Source organism: Thauera sp. WH-1 (genome assembly GCF_047806685.1).
Lineage (GTDB): Bacteria > Pseudomonadota > Gammaproteobacteria > Burkholderiales > Rhodocyclaceae > Thauera.
Genome location: NZ_JBLQGP010000009.1, coordinates 143,197 through 156,143, shown reverse-complemented (window position 1 = coordinate 156,143; position 12,947 = coordinate 143,197). Strand labels below are relative to the sequence as shown.

Sequence of the window (12,947 nt, the reverse complement as noted above, 5' to 3'; positions counted from 1 at the left end):
GCGCTTCACTTCGTTCGCTGTGATCAACTTACGGCGGGACTTGCACCCGCAGGAGTGCGCCCATGCTGGGCGCACAAAAAAAACGGCGCCGAAGCGCCGCATCCCAAGTGGGAGAGTGGGGGGAAAGCGGATCGTGCTTACATGCTGCGACGGTACTGGCCACCGACCTTGTACAGCGCGTCGGTGATCTGGCCGAGCGAGCAGTAGCGAACCGCATCGACCAGCACCTCGAACACGTTGGTGTTGTCGATCACGGCCTGCTGCAGCTTCGCCTGCCACTTCGGCGCCTCGGCCTTGTTGCGGGCGTGGAAGTCGGCCAGCCGCTTCAACTGGCCCTGCTTTTCTTCCTCGGTCGAACGCGCCAGCTCGATCTCCTGCTGGGCCTGACCCTTCGGGTTAAGGAAGGTGTTTACGCCGATGATCGGGTAGGAGCCGTCGTGCTTCTTGTGCTCGTAGTAGAGCGACTCCTCCTGGATCTTGCCGCGCTGGTAGCCCGTCTCCATCGCGCCGAGCACGCCGCCGCGGCTGGCGATGGCCTCGAACTCCTTGAGCACGGCCTCTTCGACGAGGTCGGTGAGCTCCTCGATGATGAAGGCGCCCTGGTTCGGGTTCTCGTTCTTGGCCAGGCCCCACTCGCGGTTGATGATGAGCTGGATCGCCATCGCACGGCGCACGGATTCTTCGGTCGGCGTGGTGATCGCCTCATCAAAAGCGTTGGTGTGCAGGCTGTTGCAGTTGTCGTAGATCGCGATCAGCGCCTGCAGGGTCGTACGAATATCGTTGAAGTCCATTTCCTGCGCGTGCAGCGAGCGGCCCGAGGTCTGCACGTGGTACTTCAGCTTCTGGCTGCGCTCGTTGGCGCCGTACTTGTTCTTCATCGCCACCGCCCAGATGCGGCGGGCGACGCGGCCGATCACCGAGTACTCGGGGTCCATGCCGTTGCTGAAGAAGAAGGAGAGGTTGGGCGCGAAGTCGTCGATGTGCATGCCGCGCGCGAGGTACGACTCGACGTAGGTGAAGCCGTTGGACAGCGTGAAGGCGAGCTGGCTGATCGGGTTCGCGCCGGCCTCGGCGATGTGGTAGCCGGAGATCGACACCGAGTAGAAGTTCTGCACCTTGTTATGGACGAAGTACTCCTGGATGTCGCCCATCATCTTGAGCGCGAACTCGGTGCTGAAGATGCAGGTGTTCTGGCCCTGGTCTTCCTTCAGGATGTCGGCCTGCACCGTGCCGCGCACGGTCGACAGCGTCCACGCCTTGATCTTGGCGTACTCGTCCTCGGTCGGGTCGCGGCCGTTGTCGGCCTTGAACTTGGCGATCTGCTGGTCGAGCGCGGTGTTGAAGAAGAAGGCGAGGATGATCGGCGCCGGGCCGTTGATCGTCATCGACACCGAGGTGGTCGGCGCGCACAGGTCGAAGCCGTCGTACAGCACCTTCATGTCGTCGAGCGTGGCGATCGACACGCCGGAGTTGCCGATCTTGCCGTAGATGTCGGGGCGCAGGTCGGGGTCGCAGCCGTACAGGGTCACCGAGTCGAAGGCGGTCGACAGGCGGTGCGCCGGCATGCCCTCGGACACCTTCTTGAAGCGGCGGTTGGTGCGGAACGCATCGCCCTCGCCGGCGAACATGCGAGTGGGGTCCTCGCCCTCGCGCTTGAACGCGAACACGCCGGCGGTGTAGGGGAAGGAGCCGGGAACGTTCTCCTTCATCAGGAACTTGAGGGTCTCGCCCTCGTCCTCGAAGTTGGGCAGCGCCACCTTGCGGATCTTGCTGCCGGCCAGCGAGGTGTGCGTGAGCTGGGTGCGGATCTCCTTGTCGCGGATCTTCACCACGTACTCGTCGGCGGCGTAGAGCGCCTTCTCGGTCGGCCACTGCTCGAGCAGCTTCCTGGCCTGCGGGGTGAGCTCGCCGTCCTTCCAGTTGATCAGCTCGTCGAACGAGCCGGCGTCCTTGCCGCACTGCTCGAACAGACCCTTGGCAATCTTCAGCGACTGGCGCTCGCGCGCCACACGCGCCTGCTGCTCGACGTGCTTGTGGTAGCCGCGGACGGTGTCGGCAATCTCGGCCAGGTAGCGGGTGCGGTCGGCGGGGACGATGGCGCGGCCTTCGGACGAGGCCTTCACGCTCACCACCGGCAGCTTGCTCTTGGCGACCTTGAGGCCCTTGCCCACCAGCGCCGGCAGCACGGCCTGGTACAGCGCAGTGACACCGTCGTCGTTGAAGCGCGCGGCCATGGTGCCGAACACCGGCATCTCTTCGGGACGCTGGCTGAACAACTCGCGGTTGCGCTGGTACTGCTTGGCGACGTCGCGCAGCGCGTCCTGTGCGCCCTTGCGGTCGAACTTGTTGATGGCGACGAAGTCGGCGAAGTCGAGCATGTCGATCTTCTCGAGCTGGCTGGCGGCGCCGAACTCGGGGGTCATCACGTACAGCGACAGGTCGACGTAGGGCACGATCGCGGCGTTGCCCTGGCCAATGCCCGAGGTCTCGACGATGACGAGATCGAAGCCCGCCAGCTTGCACGCGGCGATGACTTCGGGCAGCGCGGCCGACACTTCCGAACCGGTGTCGCGGGTGGCGAGCGAGCGCATGTAGATGTTGTCGTGCTCGATCGCGTTCATGCGGATGCGGTCGCCGAGCAGCGCGCCGCCGGTGCGCTTGCGCGAGGGGTCGATCGACACGATGGCGAGCTTGAGCTTGTCGTCCTGATCGAGGCGGAAGCGGCGCACCAGCTCGTCGGTCAGCGAGGACTTGCCCGCGCCGCCGGTGCCGGTGATGCCCAAGGTCGGCACCTTGGTCTTGGCCGCGGCCTCGAGCAGCGCCTTCTTGACCTCGTCGCCGTAGCCGCCGTTCTCGAGCGCGGTGATGATCTTCGCCAGCGCACGGCGATCACCGGCGGCGAGCGCCTTCAGCACCGCGTCGGCCTTCTGCGGCGCGGACTTTGTGACATCGACGTCGCAGCGCTCGACCACGCTGTTGATCATGCCCTGCAGGCCCATCTTGGCGCCGTCCTCGGGCGAGAAGATGTGGGTGACGCCGTACTCGTGCAGTTCCTTGATCTCGGCCGGCACGATCACGCCGCCACCACCGCCGAAGACCTTGATGTGCTCGCCGCCGTTGGCCTTGAGCAGATCGATCATGTACTTGAAGAACTCGACGTGCCCGCCCTGGTAGCTGGTGATGGCGATGCCCTGCACGTCTTCCTGTAGTGCGGCATTGACGATCTCGCCCACCGAACGGTTGTGGCCGAGGTGGATGACCTCGGAGCCGGTCGACTGCAGGATGCGGCGCATGATGTTGATCGAGGCATCGTGGCCGTCGAACAGCGCGGCGGCGGTGACGAAGCGCACCTTGTTCTTCGGCTTGTAGGGCGAAAGCTTGTGCGCAACGCTCAGATCGGTCATGTCGGTCTCCCCCTGGGATGATGAATTTCAATATCTGAATGGTAGAAGCCACGCGACTGCATTGCCATTGCTCCGACGGACTTCAATCATGCAAAATCCGCCAATCACCCACTTCCTCTTTGCCTGCCCACCCGTCCCCACGCCATGCCAACCCGCGAGCCTGCCAACAGCACCGAAAACCGCCGCGACACGCGCAATCGCGCATCGGTCGCCATGGGTTTCGTCACCGGCATGCTGTCGGGCATGCACCGCCAGGGGCGCAACCCGGCGCCACTGCTCGCCGCCACCGGCATCGACCTTGCAGACACCGCCAGCCGCATTCCCTTGCACCGCTACGCGGCGCTCTACAACCGGGTCATCGCCGAACTGGACGACGAGGGTTTCGGACTGTTCAGCCGCAGCATGCCGCCGGGTTGCTTCGAATTCCTGTGCCGCGGCATGCTCGGCGCCCCCACCCTGGCCGAGGCGCTCGGCCGTGCCGGGCGCTTCATGCGCATCGTGCTGCCCGACCTGGAGGTCGCCGTCAGCAGCGCCGCCGACCGCGCCGAACTGCGCATCACCGAGCGCCTGCCGCTCGGCCACGGGCGCGACGATCCCGCGCGCGTGTTTGCCTTCGAGTGGCTGCTGCGCCTGCTGCACGGCGTCGCCAGCTGGTTCGTCGGCCGCGGCCTCGCGCTCGACGCGGTGGACTTCCCCTACCGCCGCCCGCCGCACGCGGACGACTATGCCCTCGTCTACACCGAGCATTCGCGCTTCGCAGCGGAGACCGACGCGCAGGCCGAAGGCGATACGCGCAGCCCCCTCGTTGCCCGCTTCCAGGCCAACCTGCTCGATCTGCCGATCCGGCGTGACGAAGCCGCGCTCGCGGCCTTCCTCGACGGCGCCCCGGGCAAGATCTCGATGCTCTACCGCCGCGACCGCGAGATGGTGTTTCGGGTGCGCGACCTGCTGCGCGACGCCCTGCCACGCAACCTCACGGTCGACGAGGTCGCACGCAGCCTGCACCTGTCCTCGCGCTCGCTGCATCGCCGGCTCGAGGAAGAAGGCTCCGGCTTTCGCATCATCAAGGACGCCATGCGGCGCGACATCGCCCTGTCCCGCCTCGCCAAGACGCGCCAGCCGATCACCCGCATCGCCGCCGAGCTGGGCTATGCCGACACCTCGACCTTCTATCGTGCCTTCGTGGCGTGGACCGGCGTCTCACCCGAACACTTCCGCCGCCGCCTCACCGGCGGGGATACGCCGGCCGCGACCGGCATGACTTGAGTGCGCGCAGGACAATGCACACGGCGCCTGCACGCACTTTGTGCAAACATCACCATATCCCGCCACGCACATGCCGACTGGCCGCCCCAAGACGATGACGACACCCGCGAGCCCAACGCCGGAACTCCCCACGCTCACGCCCGAACTGCGGCGTCGGCACGACCTGCTGCTGGCCGGGCTGGACCTGCTCGATCAGGCCATCGCGGTGTTCGACACCACGCCCAAGCTGGTCACCTGGAACAAGGCCATGGTGCGCCTGCTCGACTTCCCGGAGTCGATGATGCGGGTCGGCACCCCGTTCGAGGATTTCGCCCGCTTCAACGCCGAGCGCGGCGAATACGGACCCGGCGACATCGACACCCTGGTGCGCGAGCGCGTCGCCGCGGCGCGCAGCTTCCAGCCCCACTACGCCGAACGTGCGCGCCCCAACGGCCGCCTGCTCGCCATCCGCGGCGTCCCCATCCCCAACCTCGGTTTCGTCTCGCTATGGACCGACGTCACCGAGCAGCGGCGCTATGAGGCGGTCATCGAGCAGCAGAACGCCCAGCTCGAGGAGCGCGTGCGCGAGCGCACCGCCGAGCTCGAGGCGGCCAACGCCCGGCTCGGGCAGGCCAACATCGAGATCGACGATATCGCCGCCGCCCTGCGCCGCAGTGAGAACCGCCTGCAGCTCATCATCGACTCCATCCCCGCGCTGGTCGCCTACGTCGGCAGCGACGACATCTACCGCTTCGCCAACAAGGGTTACGCCGACTGGTTCGGCTTCGCCAAGGACGAGATCGTCGGACGCAGCATCCTCGACGTGTTCGGCCCGGACAGCTACGCCCAGATCCTGCCGCATCTCGAGCGCGCGCGCGCCGGCGAGCGCGTCAGCTACGAGTACGCCCGCCACCTCGCCGATGGGCGCACCGTGCATGCACGCAGCGTCGTCGTACCCGAGACGGACAGCGCCGGTCGCACGGTGGGTTTCTTCGTCATGTCGATCGACATCACCGAGCAGAAGGCCAGCCAGGCCGCCCTGATCCAGGCGCAGAAGATGGAGGCGGTCGGCCAGCTCACCGGTGGTCTCGCCCACGACTTCAACAACCTGCTCACCATCATCATCGGCAACCTGTCGACGCTGCAGAGCCGCATCGGCGGCGGCTCGAGCGCCGAGTTCGTCACCCCTTCGCTGCAGGCCGCCCGTCGCGGCGCCGAACTCATCCGCCGCCTGCTCACCTTCTCCCGTCGCCAGTCGCTCGAGCCGACGGCCGTCGAGGTCAGCGCCCTGGTACACAACATGACCCACCTGCTGGTGCGCACGCTGGGCGAAACCATTCGCGTGCGCCTGCGCCTGCCCAGCAATCCGCTGTACGCGCTGGTCGACCCGCACCAGCTCGAGAACGCCATCCTCAATCTCGCCATCAATGCCCGCGACGCCATGCCCGAGGGCGGCGAGCTGACCATCACCGTCAAGGCGCGCAGTCTGGAAGCCAAGGTCGCCGCCGTCGGCGAACTCGCCCCCGGCAACTATGTGCAGATCGACGTCAGCGACACCGGCAAAGGCATCGATGCCGCCCTGCTGCAGCGCGTCTTCGAGCCCTTCTTCACCACGAAGCCTTTCGGCAGCGGCAGCGGTCTGGGCCTGTCGATGGTGTATGGCTTCGTGCGCCAGTCCGGTGGCAACATCCGCATCCGCAGCACGCCGGGCGAAGGCACCCACGTGCGCTTCGTGCTGCCGACGACGAACGCCCCGCAAGCCATGGCGCAAGCCGCTGCCGCGGCCGCACAGCCGCAGCCGGTGCTGGACGGCCCGGTGCTGCTGGTCGAGGACGAGCCGGAGGTGCGCAAGGTGGTCCGCATGCAGCTCACCGCCTGCGGCTACCCGGTGATCGAGGCCAGCAACGGCGTGGAGGCCCTGCAATTGCTGGAGAACGTGGACGACATCGCCCTCCTCGTCAGCGACACGGTGATGCCCGGCGGCATCGGCGGGCGCGAGCTCGCCGATGCCGCCCGCCTGCGGCGCCCCACGCTGCCGATCCTGCTCGTCACCGGCTACGCCAGCGAAAGCGCCGCCACCGGCACCGCCGCGGCCGACGTGCCCACGCTGCGCAAACCCTTCGACCAGGCGACGCTGCAGGCCTGTCTGGCAAACCTGCTCGCCCCACCTAAACCGGAGACCGGCCCACGATGACAACGACGCCCGCCGAGGCCACCCCGCCCGCGATCTTCGTCCTTGAGGACGACCCCGAGATCGCCCGTCTGATCTGCATGAGCCTGGCCGAGTACGGCTTCCGCTGCGAACACCTGAGCACCGGGCGCCAGTTCCTGACGCGCGCCCGCCAGGCCGCCCCCGACCTGTGCATCATCGACCTCGGCCTGCCCGACATGGACGGCATGCAGGTCGTGCGCGAGCTGCAGGACGGCAGCCCCTGCGCGGTGCTCATCCTCACCGGACGCAACGACGTCACCGACCGCGTGCTCGGGCTGGAACTCGGCGCCGACGACTACATCGTGAAGCCCTTCGAGCCGCGCGAACTCGTCGCCCGCGTGCGCTCCATCCTGCGCCGCTACCAGCGCTCCGCCGCCCCCGAGGCGAGCGCCGAGCGGAACCTGGCACGCTTTGCCGGCTGGACCTTCGACGCCAGCCGGCACGCGCTGACCGCCGCGGACGGGCGCGAGATCGGCCTTTCCGCGGCCGAAGCCAGCCTGCTCGGCACCTTGCTGCGGCGCCCGAACAAGATCCTGTCGCGCGAGCAATTGCTGGGCGAACGCGACGTCGACCCCTTCGACCGCAGCATCGACGTGCGCATCTCGCGGCTGCGGCGCAAGCTCGACGACGACCCGCAGAGCCCACGACTGATCAAGACCGTGTACGGCGCCGGCTACCTGTTCGCCGCCCAGGTGAGCTGGGAATGAGCACGCGCCACCGCGGGCTCACCCCGCGCACTGCATCTGTCGCTATAATTATGGATTATTAATCCACTAACGCGGAGAACCGCCATGTCGCAGCGCCCCTTCAAGATCCTCGGCATCCAGCAGATCGCCATCGGCGGTCCGAGCAAGGACAAGCTCAAGACCCTGTGGGTCGACATGCTCGGCCTGGAGGTCACCGGCAACTTCGTGTCCGAGCGCGAGAACGTCGACGAGGACATCTGCGCCATGGGCGCCGGCCCGTTCAAGGTCGAGGTGGACCTCATGCAGCCGCTCGACCCGGAAAAGAAGCCGGCGGTGCACACCACACCGCTAAACCACGTCGGCCTGTGGGTGGACGACCTGCCAAAGGCGGTCGAGTGGCTCAGCGCCAATGGCGTGCGCTTCGCCCCGGGCGGCATTCGCCGCGGTGCGGCGGGCTTCGACATCACCTTCCTGCACCCGAAGGGCAACGAGGACTTCCCCATTGGGGGCGAAGGCGTGCTGATCGAACTGGTTCAGGCGCCGGCCGAAGTGGTCGATGCCTTCGCCCGCCTGGTCGGCTGAGGCGCGATCGCCCTGTGCCTACAGGGCGGACGCCGAGAAGGTGTCGCAGGCGCCGAGTTCGCCCTGCTGCAAGCCGATGCGGAACCAGCGCACGCGCTGCGCGGCGCTGCCATGCGTGAAGCCGTCGGGCACCGCGTAGCCCTGCGCCTGCTTCTGGATGCGGTCGTCACCGATCGCACTCGCGGCCGCAAGCCCTTCCTCGACATCGCCCGCTTCGAGCACCTGGCGGCTGCGCTGGGCGTGATGGGCCCACACGCCGGCAAGGCAATCGGCCTGCAGTTCGAGGCGCACCGAGAGCTGGTTGGCCTCGCGCTCGGACACGCGCTGGCGTGCTTGCTGCACCTTGTCCGAAATGCCGAGCAAATTCTGCACATGGTGGCCGACCTCGTGCGCAATCACATAGGCCTGGGCAAAGTCACCCGGCGCGCCAAAGCGGTGGTGAAGCTCGTCGAAGAAGGACAGATCGAGGAAGACCTTGCCGTCGGCGGGACAGTAGAAGGGTCCCATCTGCGCCTGGCCCACACCGCAGGCGCTGCGCGTGGCACCGGTGAAGAGCACCAGTTGCGGCTCCTGGTAGCGCGCGCCCCCGGCACGGAAGATCGGCCCCCAGGTGTCCTCGGTATCGGCCAGGACCATGGACACGAAGCGCGCCGCCTCATCCTCGGCCGCAGGACGTGGCCCGCCCGGCGCGCGGGATTCGATCGCCGGCGGCGCCATCACGCCGCTGTTGAGCACCACGCTCGGGTCGATGCCGAAATACATCGCCACCAGCACCAGCACGACCGTACCGATCCCGATCCGTCCGCCACGTCCGCCCAGCCGCGGCCCGCTCTGCCCGCGCCGGTCCTCGACGTTCCGGCTTTGCCTGCCGTTGCGAAAATCCATGGGACCGCCTCCCTGCGCCGATCGATGATCCAATCTTAGCAGCCGCACTCAAGAAAAAGAGCCCGCTTGCGCGGGCTCTTTTTCTTGAGTGCGGCGGGCTGTTCAGGCTGCCGCGAGACGCTCCCGGCGGATGGCTTCGTAGTCATCCTGCCAGAACCACTTCTGCTCACCGAACGCCGGGACGAGCTGATCGAGCCAGGTGGCCTTGTCGTCGTACTTGGCGAAGAAGGGGCGCTGCACCCAATCGGGGTTCCGCCCCTGGATGAAGCGCAGCACGAAGACCTTCTCGCCCGCGATCTCGGTGATGCCCTGGATCTCCACCTTGCCGGGGCTGGCGCTCATGCTCGGGCCGCGCGCGGTGCGGGCGAGGCCGGAAACCTGCTGGATCGCCTGCTGGTAGATCTCCCACGCGCGCACCAAAGGCACCTCGAAGTAGTTGCGCGCGCCAGTATCGCGCTCGACGAACATGTAGTAGGGCACCAGGCCGAGCTTGACCTCCATCTTCCACAGCTTGGCCCACACCGCCGGGTCGTCGTTGATGTGAGCGATGAGCGGACCCTGGGCGCGGATGACGGCGCCGGTCGCGCGCACGCGGCGGATCGCCGCCTGGGCGGCCTCGGTGTCGAGCTCCTTCCAGTGGTTGTAATGCGCCATCAGGGCAACGTGCTTGCCCGACTCGACGAGTTGGCTGAGCAGGCGCATCAGGTCGTCGGCGTCCTCGGCACCGAGGAAGCGGTGCGGCCAGAAGGTGAGCGCCTTGGAGCCGATGCGGATGGTCTGGATGTGATCGAACTCGGGCTGCAGCAAGGGCTCGAGGTAGTCGCGCAGATGGCGGGTCTTCATCACCATCGGGTCGCCGCCGGTCACCAGCAGATCGGTGACTTCGGTGTGCTGGCGCAGGTAGCTGTGCAGCGCCGAGGCCTCGGACGAGGCGATGCGCAATTCCTTGTCGCCGACGAACTGCGCCCAACGGAAGCAGAAGGTGCAGTAGCTATGGCAGGTCTGGCCCTGACTGGGGAAGAACAGTACAGTTTCGCGGTACTTGTGCTGCATGCCGTCGAGGCGATGACCTTCGTCATCGAGCGGCATGTTCATCTGCATCTGGTCGGCCGGATGCGGATTGAGGGCGTGACGCACCGCGTCGATGGCGCGCTCGAGCTCGTCCTTCGGTGCGTCGCGGCGCAGCAGCTCGGCGATGCGCTCGTAGTGCTCGGGGGCAAGCATGCCGCGCTGCGGAAAAGTGAGCTGGAACAGCGGGTCTTCGGGCACCTTGTCCCAGTCGATGAGCTCATCGATCACGTACTGGTTGACGCGGAAGGGCAGCACCGACGACACCACCTTCATCTCGAAGCGCTGCTCGACCGAGAGCTTCGCGAGCTGCGGGATGCGTTCGAGGTCGCGCTGCGTGTAGACCTTGAAGGGCACCGGATCGAATAGCTCGGCGCCGGAATGGGCCTCCGCTGGGCGCGGGCTCAGGGGCTTGAGGGCATGCACTTGTGCGCTCATGGAACGTCCTCCTTGTGTGCGACTGCTTTATGTATGGCGGGCGACGACGTGTGCGCCGCCCACAGCCCTGCCCCGGATGTGCGTGCATCAGGTGTGGCAATCAGCAGGGGTAAGCTCGTAGGCCAGGCCGCGGGACGCGACGACTGGCAGTTTCATCGCCCGGCGCGCGAAGGCCGGGTTCATGCGGCCTTTGAGGCGCGCCCGCCGGCTGCGGGGCGATGGGTGCGGGGCCGCGTTCGCGGCCCGCTTTGCAGCTCGGCGAGGCGCATCATATGTCACCAAGTTGTTTTGCGCAAATACGACTGAACGAAGCGCGGGAAAGTTCCGGCGCGCAGTGCACAAAAAAAGGGCCTGCTTGCGCAGGCCCCCGCCGACAGGCACCCGGGCACATGGCCCGGGTCTCCCTCCCCATCGATCAAAACGGATAGCGGTTGATGATCACTCGAACTCGATGATGACTTCGTCCACCGACAGGCTGACGCCCGGCCTGGCGACGATCTTCTTGACCTTGCCGTCCTGCTCGGCCTTGAGCACGTTCTCCATCTTCATCGCCTCGATGATCGCCAGCTTCTCGCCGGCCTTGACCTCCTGGCCCTCGGCCACAGCCACCTCGCGCAGCAGGCCCGGCATCGGCGACAGCAGGAACTTCGACAGGTCGGGCGGCAGCTTCTCGGGCATCAGCGACAGCAGGTGGGCGGCGCGCACCGTCATCACCATCGGCTCGACCTGCAGGCCGAAGTGCGAGATGCGGTAGCGCAGGCCCCGACGCTCGATCTGCAGGCAGATCGGCGCGCCATTGACGGTGCCGGTAAACAGCAGGTCGCCGAACTTCCAGTCGGACACGATGTTGTAGCTGCGGCCCTCATGGGTGACGGCGAGACCGCCCGGGATGGGCTGGGTGTGCACCGCGTACTGTTTGCCGCCCATCACCACCACCCAGTCGGAGGCCACCTTGCGGCCGTGCCCGGCAAGCTGGCCCTCGATCTGCACCGCGCGCTCGATGTAGCGGCTACGGGCGAAGGTGGCCACCGCGGCGAGCAGCGCCGGGTCGTCGTGCGGCACCATCGAGGCGTCGAAGCCCTGCGGGTACTCCTCGGCGATGAAGCCGGTGTTAAAGTGGCCCGAGCAGAAGCGCGGGTGCTGCAACAGCGCGGCCTGGAAGGGGATGTTCGAGCTGATGCCGCGGATCACGAAGGCGTTGAGGGCGTCGCGCATGCGCTCGATGGCGTCCTGGCGGTCCTTGCCGTGCACGATGAGCTTGGCGATCATCGAGTCGTAGAACATCGAGATCTCGCCGCCTTCATACACGCCGGTGTCGACGCGCACGCCATTGCCTTCGGCCGGCGCCTGGAACTTCACCAGGCGGCCGGTGGAGGGCAGGAAGCCACGGAACGGGTCTTCGGCGTTGATACGGCATTCCATCGACCAGCCGTCGATCTTCACGTCGGCCTGGCTGAGCGGCAGCTTTTCGCCGTAGGCCACGCGAATCATCTGCTCGACGAGGTCCAGCCCGGTGATGAGCTCGGTCACCGGGTGCTCGACCTGCAGGCGGGTGTTCATCTCGAGGAAGTAGAACTCCTTGGTCGCGCCGGAGACCACGAACTCGACCGTGCCGGCCGATTCGTAGTTCACCGCACGCGCCAGGGCCACCGCCTGCTCGCCCATGGCCTTGCGCATCGCGGGGTCGACGAAGGGGCTGGGCGCCTCCTCGATGACCTTCTGGTGGCGGCGCTGGATGGAGCAGTCGCGCTCGTTCAGGTAGACGTAGTTGCCGTGCGAGTCGCCGAGCACCTGGATCTCGATGTGGCGCGGCTCCAGGACGTACTTCTCGATGAACACGCGGTCGTCGCCGAAGGCGTTGCGCGCCTCGTTGACGCAGGAGGCAAAGCCTTCATGCGCCTCCTTGTCGTTGAAGGCGACGCGTAAGCCCTTGCCGCCACCGCCGGCGGAGGCCTTGATCATGACCGGATAGCCGATCTTCCTGGCGATCTCGACCGCCTCGTCGGGGCCGGAGATGGCGTCGTTGTAGCCGGGAATGGTGTTGACGCCGGCTTCGATCGCGAGCTTCTTGGACTCGATCTTGTCGCCCATCTTGGCGACCGAGTAGTGCTTCGGGCCGATGAACTTGATGCCCTCTTCTTCCAGACGGCGCGAGAACTCGGCGTTCTCCGACAGGAAGCCGTAGCCCGGGTGGACCGCCTCGGCGCCGGTCTGCTTGCAGGCGGCAATGATCTTGTCCATCACCAGGTAGGACTCTTTGGACGGCGCCGGGCCGATGCACACGGCTTCGTCGGCCATATCGACGAAGAGCGCGTCCTTGTCCGCCTCGGAGTGCACGGCGACGGTGGCGATGCCCATCTTGCGGGCGGTCTTGATGACGCGGCAGGCAATTTCCCCGCGGTTTGCGATCAGGATCTTTTTGAACAT

At 66.7% G+C, this 12,947-nt stretch carries 8 protein-coding genes; 4 read left to right on the top strand and 4 right to left on the bottom strand.

Features of this window, described 5'->3' with window-relative positions; genetic code table 11:
- Positions 1-137: 137 nt before the first annotated feature.
- Entirely contained in the window at positions 138-3,404 is a 3,267-nt protein-coding gene (gene icmF / locus ACMV5O_RS11160) for a fused isobutyryl-CoA mutase/GTPase IcmF (RefSeq protein WP_416163537.1), read from the bottom strand.
- 144 nt (positions 3,405-3,548) lie between these two features.
- Here icmF and ACMV5O_RS11155 point away from each other — a divergent pair, with 144 nt between their 5' ends.
- The 4 genes from ACMV5O_RS11155 to ACMV5O_RS11140 all read left to right on the top strand — a co-directional run bounded on the left by ACMV5O_RS11155 (position 3,549) and on the right by ACMV5O_RS11140 (position 8,129).
- Positions 3,549-4,670 (top strand): AraC family transcriptional regulator, encoded by a 1,122-nt coding sequence (locus ACMV5O_RS11155; protein ID WP_416163536.1) that lies wholly within the window; start codon positions 3,549-3,551, stop codon positions 4,668-4,670.
- A gap of 94 nt (positions 4,671-4,764) precedes the next feature.
- On the top strand, positions 4,765-6,843 hold the full coding sequence (locus ACMV5O_RS11150; protein ID WP_416163535.1) for a PAS-domain containing protein: 2,079 nt from the start codon (positions 4,765-4,767) through the stop codon (positions 6,841-6,843).
- Entirely contained in the window at positions 6,840-7,568 is a 729-nt protein-coding gene (locus ACMV5O_RS11145; RefSeq protein WP_416163534.1) for a response regulator transcription factor, read from the top strand. Before ACMV5O_RS11150 ends, ACMV5O_RS11145 begins: the two co-directional genes overlap by 4 nt.
- Positions 7,569-7,652: 84 nt before the next feature.
- Positions 7,653-8,129, top strand: coding sequence for a VOC family protein (locus ACMV5O_RS11140; protein WP_416163533.1), 477 nt, complete (start codon positions 7,653-7,655; stop codon positions 8,127-8,129).
- An 18-nt stretch (positions 8,130-8,147) separates the two neighbouring features.
- Here the strand turns inward: ACMV5O_RS11140 and ACMV5O_RS11135 are convergent, their stop codons facing one another.
- From ACMV5O_RS11135 to accC, 3 genes are all read right to left on the bottom strand, one after another.
- Positions 8,148-9,014 (bottom strand): neutral zinc metallopeptidase, encoded by an 867-nt coding sequence (locus ACMV5O_RS11135; protein ID WP_416163532.1) that lies wholly within the window; start codon positions 9,012-9,014, stop codon positions 8,148-8,150.
- 102 nt (positions 9,015-9,116) lie between these two features.
- A complete protein-coding gene (locus ACMV5O_RS11130) occupies positions 9,117-10,520 on the bottom strand; it encodes a KamA family radical SAM protein (protein ID WP_416163531.1) in 1,404 nt (467 codons plus the stop codon).
- 438 nt (positions 10,521-10,958) lie between these two features.
- The gene (gene accC, locus ACMV5O_RS11125; protein ID WP_416163530.1) at positions 10,959-12,947 is read right to left on the bottom strand and encodes an acetyl-CoA carboxylase biotin carboxylase subunit; all 1,989 of its coding nucleotides are present in this window, start codon (positions 12,945-12,947) and stop codon (positions 10,959-10,961) included.